This is a genomic window from Methylorubrum sp. Q1, from assembly GCF_004683995.1.
Lineage (GTDB): Bacteria > Pseudomonadota > Alphaproteobacteria > Rhizobiales > Beijerinckiaceae > Methylobacterium.
The window spans coordinates 56,367-70,891 of the sequence record NZ_SRHQ01000004.1 but is presented as its reverse complement, the minus strand read 5'-3'; the positions used below and the strand labels follow the sequence as shown (position 1 = coordinate 70,891).

At 67.8% G+C, this 14,525-nt stretch carries 12 protein-coding genes; 7 read left to right on the top strand and 5 right to left on the bottom strand.

The window, feature by feature from the left end:
• Window positions 1–300 precede the first annotated feature (300 nt).
• The 3 genes from edd to E4V01_RS05575 all read left to right on the top strand — a co-directional run bounded on the left by edd (window position 301) and on the right by E4V01_RS05575 (window position 5,563).
• Window positions 301–2,130, top strand: a complete 1,830-nt coding sequence (edd, locus tag E4V01_RS05585) for a phosphogluconate dehydratase (RefSeq protein WP_135297668.1) — start codon at window positions 301–303, stop codon at window positions 2,128–2,130.
• Window positions 2,131–2,345: 215 nt separating this feature from the next.
• Complete coding sequence (gene eda, locus E4V01_RS05580) at window positions 2,346–2,966, top strand: bifunctional 4-hydroxy-2-oxoglutarate aldolase/2-dehydro-3-deoxy-phosphogluconate aldolase (RefSeq protein ID WP_135297667.1); 621 nt, start codon at window positions 2,346–2,348, stop codon at window positions 2,964–2,966.
• A gap of 422 nt (window positions 2,967–3,388) precedes the next feature.
• Complete coding sequence (locus tag E4V01_RS05575) at window positions 3,389–5,563, top strand: TonB-dependent siderophore receptor (protein ID WP_193763147.1); 2,175 nt, start codon at window positions 3,389–3,391, stop codon at window positions 5,561–5,563.
• A 38-nt stretch (window positions 5,564–5,601) separates the two neighbouring features.
• On the opposite strand, the gene E4V01_RS05570 is transcribed toward E4V01_RS05575, so the two are convergent.
• Window positions 5,602–5,997, bottom strand: a complete 396-nt coding sequence (locus E4V01_RS05570; protein ID WP_060772220.1) for a DUF2794 domain-containing protein — start codon at window positions 5,995–5,997, stop codon at window positions 5,602–5,604.
• Window positions 5,998–6,510: 513 nt separating this feature from the next.
• On the opposite strand from E4V01_RS05570, the gene bluB reads away from it, so the two are divergent.
• The 3 genes from bluB to E4V01_RS05555 all read left to right on the top strand — a co-directional run bounded on the left by bluB (window position 6,511) and on the right by E4V01_RS05555 (window position 9,792).
• Entirely contained in the window at window positions 6,511–7,176 is a 666-nt protein-coding gene (gene bluB / locus E4V01_RS05565; protein ID WP_060769585.1) for a 5,6-dimethylbenzimidazole synthase, read from the top strand.
• Window positions 7,177–7,358: 182 nt separating this feature from the next.
• The gene (locus tag E4V01_RS05560) at window positions 7,359–7,874 is read left to right on the top strand and encodes a L,D-transpeptidase (protein ID WP_135297665.1); all 516 of its coding nucleotides are present in this window, start codon (window positions 7,359–7,361) and stop codon (window positions 7,872–7,874) included.
• 169 nt (window positions 7,875–8,043) lie between these two features.
• Window positions 8,044–9,792, top strand: a complete 1,749-nt coding sequence (locus tag E4V01_RS05555; RefSeq protein ID WP_135297664.1) for an ABC transporter ATP-binding protein — start codon at window positions 8,044–8,046, stop codon at window positions 9,790–9,792.
• A gap of 221 nt (window positions 9,793–10,013) precedes the next feature.
• On the opposite strand, the gene gmk is transcribed toward E4V01_RS05555, so the two are convergent.
• Window positions 10,014–10,682: a guanylate kinase gene (gene gmk, locus E4V01_RS05550; RefSeq protein ID WP_135297663.1), complete on the bottom strand. Its 669-nt coding sequence runs from the start codon at window positions 10,680–10,682 to the stop codon at window positions 10,014–10,016.
• 34 nt (window positions 10,683–10,716) lie between these two features.
• Window positions 10,717–11,631, bottom strand: coding sequence for a YicC/YloC family endoribonuclease (locus E4V01_RS05545; RefSeq protein ID WP_135297662.1), 915 nt, complete (start codon window positions 11,629–11,631; stop codon window positions 10,717–10,719).
• 338 nt (window positions 11,632–11,969) lie between these two features.
• On the opposite strand from E4V01_RS05545, the gene E4V01_RS05540 reads away from it, so the two are divergent.
• Entirely contained in the window at window positions 11,970–12,515 is a 546-nt protein-coding gene (locus tag E4V01_RS05540) for a hypothetical protein (protein WP_060769581.1), read from the top strand.
• 76 nt (window positions 12,516–12,591) lie between these two features.
• On the opposite strand, the gene E4V01_RS05535 is transcribed toward E4V01_RS05540, so the two are convergent.
• Both E4V01_RS05535 and E4V01_RS05530 read right to left on the bottom strand, forming a co-directional pair.
• Window positions 12,592–12,807, bottom strand: coding sequence for a hypothetical protein (locus E4V01_RS05535; protein WP_060772218.1), 216 nt, complete (start codon window positions 12,805–12,807; stop codon window positions 12,592–12,594).
• Window positions 12,808–13,027: 220 nt separating this feature from the next.
• Entirely contained in the window at window positions 13,028–14,410 is a 1,383-nt protein-coding gene (locus E4V01_RS05530; RefSeq protein ID WP_135297661.1) for a class II 3-deoxy-7-phosphoheptulonate synthase, read from the bottom strand.
• Window positions 14,411–14,525 lie beyond the last annotated feature (115 nt).

Sequence of the window (14,525 nt, the reverse complement as noted above, 5' to 3'; positions counted from 1 at the left end):
CCCTCGGGCCGGCGTCGGATGGATCGGCGGGTGACAGCCCGCCGATCCAGCGATCACCTGCCTTGCAGCCGATGAAGTGCTGAGGTGATCGCGATGGCAGACCCGCGCGACGGCAGCGGCAGGGTCATCCGGCGACGGCATTCCCAACCATCAGCCGAGCAGACCCCTCCAAGGTTCATGTCCATGAAAGCGGTCTCACGGGCGTGATCCCGTTTGGAGTCTCTCCATGTTAAGGGGAGCGCAGGCCCCGTTCTTGCGGGCCTGTCCGTGCCGTCGACATCCGAACGAGGCGAACGAGCCATGCCGGAGCTTCATCCCGAGGTCGCCGCGGTCACCGAGCGCGTCATCGCGCGCTCCCGCAACAGCCGCCGCGCCTATCTCGACCTGATCGAACGCGAGCGCGAGGCGGGCGTGCACCGCCCGATGCTCGCCTGCGGCAACCTCGCCCATGGCTTCGCGGCATCCGGTGAGGACAAGCCGGCGATCATTGCGGGCCGTGCCATGAATATCGGCATCGTCACCGCCTACAACGACATGCTCTCGGCGCATCAGCCCTACGGGCGCTATCCCGAGCAGATCAAGCTGTTCGCCCGCGAAGTGGGTGCGACGGCCCAGGTGGCCGGCGGCACGCCCGCCATGTGCGACGGCGTCACCCAAGGCCAGCGCGGGATGGAGCTGTCGCTGTTCTCCCGCGACACCATCGCCCTCTCCACCGCGGTCGCGCTCAGCCACGGCATGTTCGAGGGCGCGGCACTGCTGGGCATCTGCGACAAGATCGTGCCCGGCCTCATCATCGGCGCGCTCCGCTTCGGCCATCTGCCGATGATCCTGGTCCCGGCCGGCCCCATGCCCTCGGGGCTCGCCAACAAGGAGAAGCAGCGCATCCGGCAGCTCTATGCCGAGGGCAAGGTCGGCCGCGCGGAACTGCTGGAAAGCGAATCCGCCTCTTATCACGGGGCCGGCACCTGCACCTTCTACGGCACCGCCAATTCCAACCAGATGATGATGGACGTGATGGGCCTGCACATGCCCGGCGCCTCCTTCATCAATCCCGGCACGCGGCTGCGGCAGGCGGTGACGCGCTCGGCGATCCACCGGCTCACCGAGATCGGCTGGAACGGCAACGATTACCGCCCACTCGGGCGCTGCATCGACGAGCGGGCGATCGTCAACGCCATCGTCGGGCTGCTCGCCACCGGCGGCTCGACCAACCACGCGATCCACATACCGGCGATGGCGCGGGCCGCCGGCATCGTCGTCGATTGGGAGGATTTCGACCGGCTCTCCGGCGTGGTGCCGCTGATCGCGCGGGTCTATCCGAACGGCGCAGGCGACGTGAACCACTTCCACGCGGCCGGCGGCATGTCCTACGTCATCGCCTCGCTGATCGATGCCGGGCTCCTGCACGACGATCTCCTGACGGTCGCAGGAACGCGCCTGCGCGACCACGCCCGCGACCCGAAGCTTCTGGGCGAGGGCAACGACCTCACCTTCGAGGAGGCGCCGGCCGAACCGCTGGATGAGGCCATGCTGCGCCCCCCCTCTCGCCCGTTCCAGCCGGATGGCGGGATGCGGCTGGTGAAGGGCAATCTCGGCCGCGCCACCTTCAAGACCAGCGCGGTCGACCCTGAGCGCCGCACCATCGAAGCTCCGGCCCGCGTCTTCTCCGATCAGGACGAAGTCATCGCCGCCTTCAAGGCAGGCGAGTTGGAGCGCGACGTCGTCGTGGTCGTGCGCTTCCAGGGCCCGCGCGCCAACGGGATGCCGGAACTGCACAAACTGACCCCGCCGCTGGGCGTGCTGCAGGACCGCGGCCACAAGGTGGCGCTCGTCACCGACGGGCGGATGTCGGGGGCCTCCGGCAAGGTGCCGGCGGCGATCCATGTCAGCCCCGAAGCGGTCGGCGGCGGCCCGATCAGCCGCATCCGCGACGGCGACATCGTCCGCCTCTCGGCCGAGCAAGGCCTGCTCGAAGTGCTGGTCGATTCGGCCGAATGGGAGAGCCGCGAGGACGCGGTGCGACCGCCGGACGGCCTCGGCACCGGCCGCGAGCTGTTCGCCTTCATGCGCCAGGGCGCCGACGATGCCGAGCGCGGCGGCTCGGCGATGCTGGCGGCAGCGGGCCTTTAAGAGTGCCGCACAAAACTCCCGATCGACCGTTCCCGCTTTGGCGAGGACGGCGCAGCGGGCGTTTTGTGAGAGACACGAAGGCATCGTCCCGAACAGTGGCTGCCGGCTTTCGGAAAAAGACGATGCAAGAACAAGAGCCCAGAGCATCATCCTGGATCAGGACGATGCTCTGGAGCCATCCGCGACAAGCCGAACCGACACCCGAGGAGACCCCGATGAGCACCATCGACGCGCTGATGCGCTCCGTTCCCGTCATCCCCGTGCTGGTGGTGGAGGATGCCGCCGACGCGGTGCCGATCGCCGAGGCGTTGGTCGGTGGCGGGCTCACCGCCCTCGAAGTGACCCTCCGCACCCCCGCGGCGCTCGACGTGATCCGGGCGATGTCGAGCGTCGAGGGCGCGGTGGTCGGCGCCGGGACGGTGCTGAATGCGCGCGATCTCGATGCCGCCATTGGCGCGGGCGCGAAATTCATCGTCAGCCCCGGCCTGACCGCGCCGCTGACGGAAGCGGCCCTCGCCTCGGGCGTCCCCTACCTGCCGGGTGTTGCGACCTCAGCCGACATCATGCGCGGCCTCGATCACGGGCTCGACCGCTTCAAGTTCTTTCCGGCGGAAGCCGCGGGCGGCCTGAAGGCGCTGAAGGCACTCGCAGCGCCGTTCGGACAGGTGCGCTTCTGCCCCACCGGCGGCATCACCGAAGCGAGCGCAGCGGACTGGCTCGCCCATCCTGCCGTGCTCTGCGTCGGCGGAAGCTGGGTCGTTCCCGCGGGCAAGCCCGACCCGGCGGCGATCCGCCGGCTCGCCGAAGCCGCCGCAACTTTGCGCCCCGCCCGGTAGAGCATCATTCCGCAAACCCGTTACGTCCCGACTTGAAATGGCCGAGGCTCCGAGGGCTTCGGGCCTATCGGAGACGCACAGGACAGCAGGGCCACCGCGATTCGCCTCGAATCGATCGGAGCCTCGTCAGCGCGGCCCAGGCGCCGCGCGAGGCGGTCAGCTTACAATGGCTCTGAGCAGCGCCGTGGCTAATTAGCAACATTGTTGCCGGATTGTACAGCCTGTAATGCTTCTATTCTGAAAAAGTTGCATTCCGCTTCAACGAATTGGCGGAATCATTCAAATTATTACAAACTAAAGACCGGTTTCTGCCGTTTGTTATAAAGCCTCACCCGCTTGATCCCCGTCAGGCGATGCCGTCATGACCGCCAAGACGGCGGAACGGCATCGTCAAATATTACGAAGAAAACGGGGACTTGAACTTGAGACGTTCTGGAACGAGTGAAGTCGCCTTTGCGATTCTGGCGGGGACGACCGCTACAGTGGTGGAGCCTGTACAGGCTCAACCTGTCGTTCCGGTAACGGCCTCCCCTGCCGTCGTCGCGCTGGATGAACTGGCCGTCGAGGGCCTCGGCCGCGGCGCCCTGCGCCTTGAACCCCAGGGCGGCGTCACGGTCGGCTATCTCGGCAAGGCGACGCGCAGCGCCACCAAGACGCCGACGCCCCTGCTCGACACGCCGCAATCCGTCTCGATCATCACGCGGGAGCAGATCCTCGACCAGGGCTTCCAATCGATCGGCGAAGCGACGCGCTATGTGCCGGGCGTGATCCAGGCCCAGGGCGAGGGCAACCGCGACGAGCTGATCATCCGCGGCCAGCGCTCGAATGCCGACTTCTTCGTCAACGGCATCCGTGACGACGTGCAGTATTACCGCGACCTCTACAACATTCAGCGCATCGAGGTGCTGAAGGGTCCCAACGCGATGATCTTCGGCCGCGGCGGCGGCGGCGGCGTCATCAATCGCGTGCTCAAGGAAGCCGACGGCGTCCCGACCCGCGAGATCGTCGCCCAGGGCGGCCAATTCGCGAACAAGCGCGTGGCGCTCGATGTCGGCGACCGCGTCTCGGACAGCGTGTTCTTCCGCATGAACGGCGTGTTCGAGGATACGGCGACCTACCGCGACTTCGTCGATATCCGCCGCTACGGCGTGAACCCGACGATGACCTTCCTGCTCGGGCCGCAGACGACGCTGCGCCTGTCCTACGAGTATTTCCACGACGACCGGACCACCGATCGCGGCCTGCCCTCGCAGTTCGGCCGGCCCTACCGCTACCGCGAGAACACCTCGACCTATTTCGGCAACCCGTTCCTGTCACCGACCTACGTCAACGCCCACATCGCCACGGCGCAGCTCGACCACGTCTTCGAGAACGGCGTCGTGATGCGCAGCCAGTCACGCATCGCCGATTACGAGAAGTTCTATCAGAACGTCTTCCCGGGCGGGGCGGTGAATGCGGCCGGCACGGCCGTCAACATCTCGGCCTATAACAGCCAGACCGACCGGACGAACTACTTCAACCAGACCGACTTCACCAACCAGTTCCTCACGGGCCCCGTGAAGCACACCCTGCTCGGTGGGTTCGAACTCGGCTACCAGGAAGGTCTGAGCGTCCGTGAGGACGGCTTCTTCGCGACCACCGGCACCCAGACCCTCGTCGTCAACCCGCTCGCGCCGCTGACGCGCGTCGGCGTCAACTTCCGCAACATTGCCAGTGGGGCCAACAGTACTTACGATCTCGGTCTCGCCGCGGCCTACGTGCAGGATCAGGTCGAACTGAACGAGTACGTGCAGCTCATCGGCGGACTGCGCTTCGACCATTTCGACTTCGCGGCGACCGACCGGCGCACCAACATCACCAATGCCCGCGTGGACGACCTGATCTCGCCCCGCGCCGGCCTCGTCGTGAAGCCGCTGCCGAACCTCGCCTTCTACACGAGCTACAGCATCTCCTACCTGCCCTCGTCAGGCGATCAGTTCAGCGCATTGACGCCGGGCCTCGTCATCGCTCAGCCGGAGAGATTCGAGAACACGGAAGTGGGCGTGAAGTACGACGTCTCACCCGTGCTTCAGCTCACCGGTGCGCTGTTCAACCTCGACCGCACCAACCAGCGCATCGCCGATCCGAACCGGCCCGGCTTCTTCCTGACCTCGGGCCAGACCAACACGCAGGGTGCGGAGATCGGCGCCAACGGCTACCTCACCGATTGGTGGTCGGTCGCGGGCGGCTACGCCTTCACCGATGCGCGCATCACCAACAATCTGTCTCCGACGATCGTCGCCGGAAACTTCGTCGGGCTGGTACCGCTGAACGCCTTCACGCTGTGGAACAAGTTCGATATCGACCCGAGCTTCTCGGTCGGCGTCGGCTTCATCAACCAGTCCCACACCTTCGCGACCTCGGATCAGACCGTGCGTCTCCCGAGCTACTCGCGCTTCGATCTGGGATTGTTCTACAAAATCAGCGAGAACGCCCGCGCGCAGGTGAACATCGAGAACCTGTTCGACCGCAGCTACATCGTCTCGGCGCACAACAACAACAACATCCTGCCCGGCGCCCCCCGCACGGTCCGGGCCCAGGTCATCGTCCGCTGGTAGCCGCCCCCTCCCGCTGCCGGGCACGCCCGGAGGCGGGATCACACCGCCCGCAATGGACCCTCCAGCACACCGATGACGCGGGCGAGGTCGTTGCCGCGCTTCATCACGAGGCCGCTCGCGGCGATCACCGCGTAGGCGCCCTGGCGGCGGGCGAGCTTGGGATCCTTCTCGATCCGATAGAGCGGCATCTCGGAGGCGCGGCGGTAGATCGAGAACACCGCCTTGTCGCGGCGGAAATCGAGGGCGTAGTCGCGCCACTCGCCCTCGGCGACGCGCCGTCCGTAGAGGTTGAAGATGGTCCGCAACTCGTCGCGCTGGAAGGCGACTTGCGGGGTGGTGGGCGACGGAAACGGGATCACCTGCGGAGTGACTTGCGGAGCCACTTGGCTGTCCCGGTCGTTCGAGCGGTGATCGACGCTCTGCCCCTCGCTCATCGTCACTCCCGTATCGGTGCCGGCGTTCCCGCGGCGTGGGGGAGATGATGGGCTCCGCGGCAGGCACCCGCAAGGTGCTTCGCCGGCCATCGTTCGCGCAGCGTGGTTTCGGCGCAGCGCGCGACTGATGTGCGTCGCCGCACGGTAAGGTGGTGAACATCACGGTCCCGCCGCAGACTCGCCTTGCCATCGCCATCGCGACACGCTTTCACTGTGGCTTGAAACCTCGTCGGTCTGTCCACCGCGGCGGCGCCTGAACCCGAGCTCCCCAGCCCTCGGGCAATGCCGCGGATCTCGGCAAACCGGCATCCAGGGGTTTCGAGACCCAAGGACTTCAGGCGGCCTCCTCGGAGCGCCGCCCTTTTTTCGTGTCGAGGCGCCCGCCTCTCGCGGGTGCATCAGCCCGAAAGCCGGTGGCCACCGGTTGGGACGATGCTCGAGGCAGGGAGCCGAGGTCGCGCCCCCCAACAACCATCTTGGCAGCCGCGCCCGCTGGCGCGAGAAGCGGCGGCGATGTCCGAGTCCTCCCCCCGCGCAGCGGCGCCTCCGCCCGTCTTCGACGACGCCTTCCGCGCACGCCTCGCGGACCTGTTCGCGTGGCGGCGGGACGTGCGGCGCTTCTCCGGCGAACCGATCGACGAGGCCGCGCTGCGGACCTGCCTCGATCTGGCGGCGCTGGCGCCCTCCGTCGGCAACAGCCAGCCCTGGCGGTTCGTCAGGGTGTCCGAGCCCCGGCGGCGCGCGGCGGTCATCGCGAGCTTCGAGCGCTGCAACGCCGCCGCCTGCGCCACCTATGCCGACGAACAACGGGCGCTCTACGCCCGCCTGAAGCTCGCGGGCCTGCGTCAGGCGCCGGTTCACCTCGCCGTGTTCTGCGATTCCGGGACAGGCGCCGGCCACGGCCTCGGTCGCGCGACGATGCCCGAGATGCTGCGCTACTCGGTGGCGGCCTGCATCCATGCTTTCTGGCTTGCCGCCCGCGCCCACGGCATCGGCGTCGGCTGGGTCTCGATCCTCGAACCCACCCTCGTGACGGACGCCCTCGACGTACCGGAAGGCTGGGATCTGGTCGCCTATCTCTGTGTCGGCCACCCGGTCGAGGAGCATGCCGACCCGGAACTCGTCCGCCACGGCTGGCAGGAGCGGCACCCGGAGGCGGTCCGGCTCCATGAACGCTGAGATCGTCACCGGAAGTCAGCGCCGATACTTAAAATTTTCCGGGATTTCCGAGCCCGGCATTCGCCAATCCGCCAAGAGGCCGTGCATGAGGCGCGCATTTCGCGGCGCGTAAAGCAAAATCGCAAGCTGGAACGGCGGATCGTCTTCGTCAGTTACGCTCCAGCTTCGAAAGGCGATCTTCGATGTTCAGGACAGTCAAGTACAGAGCGCGTCTCGCGGGCGCGCTCACGGCGGCTTTATGCGTGGCCGGTGCCGCGCAGGCCCGGGAAGTCGTTCCCTTCGCCGACGGCATCGGAGCGGGCACGATCGTGGTGCGCACCACCGAGCGCCGGCTCTACCTCGTCAACGGCGACGGCACGGCGATCCGCTACCCCGTCGCGGTCGGCAAGCCGGGCAAGCAGTGGAGCGGCGCCACGCAGATCGACGGCAAATATTACCAGCCCGACTGGTCGCCCCCGGCGGAGGTGAAGCGCGACAACCCGCGCCTCCCCAACCTCATCCGCGGCGGCTCGCCGAGCAATCCGATGGGCGTGGCGGCCATGACCCTGCGCGGCGGCGAATACGCCATCCACGGCACCAACCGGCCGAATTCGATCGGTACCTTCGCGTCCTACGGCTGCATCCGCATGTACAACCAGGACATCGCCGACCTGTTCGGGCGCGTCACCGTCGGCACCCAGGTGTATGTGATGCGCTGAACGGCGGTCCGCGCCGCTGCCATCCGCAGCGCCGCGCGGACCCAAGCGGCCTCTTATGGAGCGGTGAGGGTGGCCCCCCCGCGTCGGCGCCGCTGGCGCGACGGCGCACCCTCGCCTATGGCCGGGGAGACGCCCGCTTCCGGGCCAGAAGACCCGTTACAGCCGCGCCATGCTGAAGGCCTTCCTCGCCTATTACCGTCCGCACCGGACGCTGTTCCTGGTGGATTTCGGCTGCGCCGTGCTCTCGGGCGTGCTCGAACTCGGCTTCCCGCTCGCGGTCAAAGCCTTCGTCGACCGCCTGCTGCCACAGCAGGACTGGAGCCTGATCCTGCTGGCCGCAATGGGCCTGACGCTGCTCTACGTCGCCAATGCCGGACTGATGGTGGTCGTCACCTATTGGGGGCACGTGCTCGGCATCAACATCGAGACCGAGATGCGCGCCCGCGCCTTCGACCACCTGCAGAAGCTCTCGTTCCGCTTCTTCGACGGACAGAAGACCGGCCATCTGGTGGCGCGCGTCACCAAGGATCTGGAGGAGATCGGCGAGGTCGCCCATCACGGGCCCGAGGACATGTTCATCGCGGTGATGACGCTGTTCGGCGCCTTCGCGCTGATGTTCCTCGTCCACCCGCCGCTGGCTTTGATGACGCTGGCGATCCTGCCTCTGATCGCCTTCGTCGTCATCCGCTACGGCGGGCGCATGACACGCAACTGGCAGGCGCAGTACGGGCGCGTCGGCGCCTTCAACGCCCGCATCGAGGAGAATGTCGGCGGCATCCGCGTGGTGAAGGCCTTCGCCAACGAGGCGCACGAACGGGCGCTGTTCGCCTCCGACAACCGGAAATACCGCACCACCAAGCTCGAAGCCTACCGGCTGATGGCGGGCGCCCTGTCGATCAATTATCTGGGCCTGCGCCTCGTGCAGATCGTGGTGCTCCTCGGGGGCGCCGCCTTCGTGGTGCGCGGTGACCTGACGGCCGGCGGCTTCGTCGGCTTCCTGCTCTTGGTGGCGGTGTTCTACCGGCCGCTGGAAAAGATCGGGGCGGTGATCGAGACTTATCCAAAAGGGATTGCCGGCTTTCGCCGCTACCAGGACCTGCTCGCCACCGAGCCCGACATCGCCGACCGGCCGGGGGCCATTCCCGCCCCGCCGCTGAAGGGCGAAATCCGCTTCGAGGGCGTGCGCTTCGGCTACAGCCCGGATCGGCCGGTGCTCTCCGAGATCGACCTGACGATCCACGCGGGCGAGACGGTGGCCTTCGTCGGACCTTCGGGGGCGGGCAAGACGACGCTGCTCTCGCTGATCCCACGCTTCTACGAGGGGCAAGCCGGGCGCATCACCATCGACGGCCACGACATCCGCGAGCTGACGCTGGCCTCGCTGCGCGGGCAGATCGGCATCGTCCAGCAGGACGTGTTCCTGTTCGCCGGCACGATCCGCGAGAACATCGCCTATGGCCGCTTGCGCGCGAGCGAGGCCGAGATCAGGGACGCCGCTGCCCGTGCCCGGCTCGACGGCCTGATCGCCGCCCTGCCCGAGGGGCTCGATACGGTGATCGGCGAGCGTGGGGTGAAACTGTCGGGCGGGCAGAAGCAGCGGCTCGCGATCGCCCGCGCCTTCCTCAAGAACCCGCCGATCCTGATCCTCGATGAGGCGACCTCGGCGCTGGACACGCAGACCGAGCGGGAGATCCAGGCCTCGCTGTTCGAACTGGCGGAAGGCCGCACGACGCTCGTCATCGCCCACCGGCTCGCCACGATCCGCCACGCGGATCGCATCGTGGTGGTGGCCGAGAGCGGCATCGTCGAGCAGGGCCGTCACGACGTGCTGCTGGCCGGAGACGGCTACTACCGCCGCCTCCATGCGGCGCAGGTGGAGGATTCGCATCCGTCGCGGCCCCGCACGGCGGCGGAGTAGGGCGCGTTGCCGCTCAGCGCCGCCCGGCGCAGATCGGACGGCCCCTGCCATCCCGCAACACATGCCGCCGCAGGCGCCCTCCGGGCCTGCGGCCTTCGTAGAGGGCGCAGTTCCGATTCCGGGCGTCGCGATACTTCAGGCGCGCATCGAGCCGCTGAAAGGCAGCAACCTCGGCGCTAGAGCAAGGACCTGAATGAAGGATGACCCTCGGCGCCCTGCCTTCAGCCCCGGTCTGCCTCTGCCAGCAGCCCATCGACGAAACCCGGCAGGCCGGTGCGGCGGGTGCGTTTGAGGCGCTCGGCGGCCAGGATCGACTGAAGCGCGCGAAACGACTCGTCGAGGTCGTCGTTGACGATGACGTAGTCGTACTCGCTCCAGCGCTGCATCTCGTTGCAGGCGTTGGCCAGCCGCCGCTCGATCGTCTCCGGTGCGTCCTCCGCCCGGCGCTCCAGGCGGTTGCGCAACTCGGAAAAGCTCGGCGGCAGGATGAACACCGTCACCACGTCGTCCTGCAGCCGCTGCCGGACCTGGCGGGTGCCCTGGTAGTCGATGTCGAAGATCATGTCCCGGCCCTGGCCGAGGGTCCTCTCGACCGGGCGGCGCGGCGTGCCGTAGAAATTCCCGTGGACCTCGGCCCATTCGAGCAGGTCATCGCGCGTGCGAAGATCCTCGAACGCCTCGCGGTCGATGAAGCGGTAATCGCGCCCGTCGATCTCCGAGGGGCGGCGCGAGCGCGTCGTCACCGAGATCGACAGATCGAGACCCCATTCGGGCCGCTGGGCGATGGCGCGGGTCAGCGTCGTCTTGCCCGCGCCCGAGGGCGAGGACAGGATCAGGATCAGCCCGCGCCGGGCGATATCCGGCCTGCCTTGGGTGGCATCCTGCGTCATCGGCGGGAAACTCCGCTACGCATGTCTCTCGCTCTCATTCGACGTTCTGCACCTGCTCGCGGAATTGCTCCACCACGGCCTTCAAGTCGAGTCCGATCCGCGACAGGCTGATGTCGCCGGCCTTGGCGCACAGGGTGTTGGCCTCGCGCCCGAGTTCCTGGGCCAGGAAATCGAGCCGCCGGCCGATCGCGCCGCCCTGAGCCAGCAACTCACCGATGGCAGCGAGGTGAGCGCGCAGGCGGTCGAGTTCCTCGCGCACATCCGCCTTGGCCGCGAGCAGCACCGCCTCCTGATGCAGGCGGTCGGGGTCGATCCCCCCGGCGCCGACGAGGGCCGCCACCGCATCCGCGAGCCGGGCGCGCACCGCCTCGGGCCGGCGGGCGGGGCAGTCCTCGGCGGCCTGGGTCAAGCGGGCGATGTCCGCGATCTGCCCCCCCACGATCGCGTGCAGTCGCGCCCCTTCCGCGCGGCGGGCGGAAACGAGGTCGGCCACGAGGGTCTCGATCCCGGCGACGAGATCCCGATTGAGCGCCTCAGGGTCGGCTCCGGCCTCGCTCTCGGTCTCCACGACGCCGCGCACGGCGAGCAGCCCGTCGAGCGTCGCCGGGCCGACCTCGACGGGGCGCGGCACCCGGGCGATTGCCGCGGCGAGGCTCGCCAGCAAAGTTTCGTCGATGCGCACCCGTACCGCCGCCTCGGGCCGCGTCAAGGTCAGACCGAGCTGGCACTGGCCGCGAGAGAGCGCCTTGGACAGAGCGATGCGGGCCGCCTCCCCCGCCGCCTCGAAGCCGTTCGGGACGCGCACGCGGATATCGAGCCCACGCCCGTTCACGGTGCGGATCTCCCACAACCACTGCACCGCGCCGATCGTGCCGGCGGAGCGGGCAAACCCGGTCATGCTCGCGATGGTCGTGTCTTCGCTCGTCTTGCCTGCGCTGGTTTGGGCCAAAGGCGCGTCGCTCCCGCTCGTCCTCCATCGGCGCTCGGCCGCTCATCGCGGGGAACGTCTCCGGAAAAGGTCGGTTTGTCGGATACGCGCATTCCGTCAAAGAGCGCAATGCAGAGACGGGCGGACGGCCGGTTTGGTGCGGTCGCCGCGCCAGCGCGTGCGCCGCACCAATACCGCGCCTGCCAATTCTGCACAAAAAATGCTCACGTCATATAATGATGCAAGAGCTCAGCGTCCAATCAGGCACGAATACTGTGCATCAGCTTGACGCTGATTAAGCGTCTTCCTAACTTACAAGTCGATCAAAGGGCACCGAACAATCGCGCGGGGACCCATCCATGACGAACCCCTTCGACATCAAGAATCGCTTCCGGGCGCGCCTGCGCGCGGCCGACGCGCAGAAGCATCGGATCCAGGCCAAGCTTCTTCAGGAGGGCGTTCGGGCGCTGGCTCCGATCACCGAAGCCCTGAGCCTGATGGCCGAGGTGTTGGAAGAGGACGGCATCGAGCACGGCCGGATCACCTGCCCCGCCCCGGAGGTGGATCGCGACGATTTCGTCGGCTTCACCGCCACGTTGCAGAACGACGCCGATCAGGAGCACCGGATCACCGTGAAGTACGGCCCCGTCCTGGGTGGGCGCAACTTCATCGCCGTGAACGGCCTGGGGGCGGAGTACAACGAGCGACTCCTCACCCTGGCCAGCAACACGACGCCGGGCCTTGGCCGCTGCGTCGGCAGCGACGTGCATGTCGAGGCCGATCGCGGCGGCGACCTGGCCGAGATCCTGCGCGAGATGGTCGAGGACTTCTTCGCCGGCCACAGCGATCCGCCGATCCGCACCGGAGCGACCGAGGCACGCGGCCGTCTGGCGCTGGTGCAGTAGGCGCTACGCGAGGCGCCTGCGGACCGTCCCGGTGCGGGATCGGGACTTCGCCGTCACCAAGCAGCGGGGCATCCGCTCACGGATCGAGTCGGCGCGCCCGGGCGGCGCGGGCCATGGCGATGAGTTCGTTGGCGGTGAGGTTGTGCGAGGGCAGGCGCGCCTCGGGCTCGATGGGGCGCAGGTCGATCGAGCGCCGATCCAGCGGAGGCGCGGCGGCGGAGAGCTCTCCCGGATTCCAGCTCGGCCAGAGACTGCGAATGCGAGAAGTCTTCCTGGTCGCCGATACCGCCATGCCGCCTCCGAAGCCGATCACTTAAGAGGATGATAACCAAGCTCGGTCGCGAGAAACATTCTTGACGCGCGCCGATGTGGTGCTTCGCCGAATCTTTTGTCGGCTGCACGTCGGGGCGGAGGCGGCCTTCGCTGCACATGGGTTCGCACAAAGAAAAGGGCGGGCGCGATCCTGCATGATCGCACCCGCCCCGTCGCATTCCGATCTGATCCGGCCGAGGCTACTCCGCCGCGTCGAGGCGCGGGCGCTCGATCTCGGAGCGCTCGCGCTTCACCAGTTCGGCGGTCAGGAACGCCACCTCCAGCGCCTGCTCCGCATTGAGGCGCGGGTCGCAGTAGGTGTGGTAGCGGTCCTGCAGGTCGTCGGCCGTCAGCGCACGGGCGCCGCCGGTGCATTCGGTGACGTCCTTGCCGGTCATCTCGAGATGGATGCCGCCGGCGATCGTGCCTTCCGCGCGGTGCACGCCGAAGAAGCCCTCGATCTCCTGCATCACCCGCTCGAACGGCCGGGTCTTGTAGCGGCCGGCGGCGATGGTGTTGCCGTGCATCGGATCGCACACCCACACCACGTTGCGGCCCTCGCGCTGCACCGCACGGATCAGCCCCGGCAGATGGTCACCGACCTTGTCCGCGCCGAAGCGGCAGATCAGGCTCAGGCGCCCGGCCTCGTTTTCCGGGTTGAGGAGGTCGATCAGCCGGATCAGCCCCTCGGCCGTGGTCGAGGGCCCGCATTTGAGGCCGATCGGGTTCTTGATGCCGCGGGCATATTCGACGTGGGCGTGGTCCGGCTGACGGGTGCGGTCACCGATCCAGAGCATGTGGCCGGACGTGGCGTACCAGTCCCCGCTCGTCGAATCGACGCGGGTCAGCGACTCCTCGTAGCCGAGCAGCAGCGCCTCGTGGCTGGTGTAGAAGTCCGTGGTGCGGACCTCCTGGTGCGTCTCCGGATTGATGCCGATGGCGCGCATGAAGTCGAGCGCGTCCGACATCCGCTCGGCCACATCGCGGTAGCGCGAGGATTGCGGGCTGTCCTTCACGAAGCCGAGCATCCAGCGATGCGCATTCTCGAGGTTGGCGTAGCCGCCGGTCGCGAAGGCGCGCAGCAGGTTCAGCGTCGCCGCCGACTGGCGGTAGGCCTCGAGCTGACGGCGCGGATCGGGGATCCGGGCCTCCTCGTTGAAGGTCAGGCCGTTGATGATGTCGCCGCGGTAGCTCGGCAGCGCCACGCCGTCGAGCGTCTCGGTCGGCGAAGAGCGCGGCTTGGCGAACTGTCCGGCAATGCGGCCGACCTTCACCACGGGCGAGCCGCCCGCGAAGGTGAGCACCATCGCCATCTGCAGGAAGACGCGGAAGAAGTCGCGGATGTTGTCGGCCGAGTGCTCGTCGAAGCTCTCGGCGCAATCGCCGCCCTGGAGCAGGAAGGCCTCGCCCGCACCGACGCGCGCCAAGGCCGCCTTCAGCTTGCGCGCCTCACCGGCAAAGACGAGCGGCGGAAAGCTCGCGAGCTGCGCCTCGACGGCCTGGAGAGCGCCCGCGTCCGGATAGGACGGGACCTGCTGGATCGGCAGGTTGCGCCAGGTTTTGGGGGTCCACCGCTCGGCCATGATACTCTCTCCGCTCACCCGATCGGGTGATGCGCGCGGGCCCTCCCGCCTCGCGCGAAGCCGGGCTTATAGAGCGGTTTTTCAGAAGTTGCGAGTTGGCCGACGCCATAGCTGA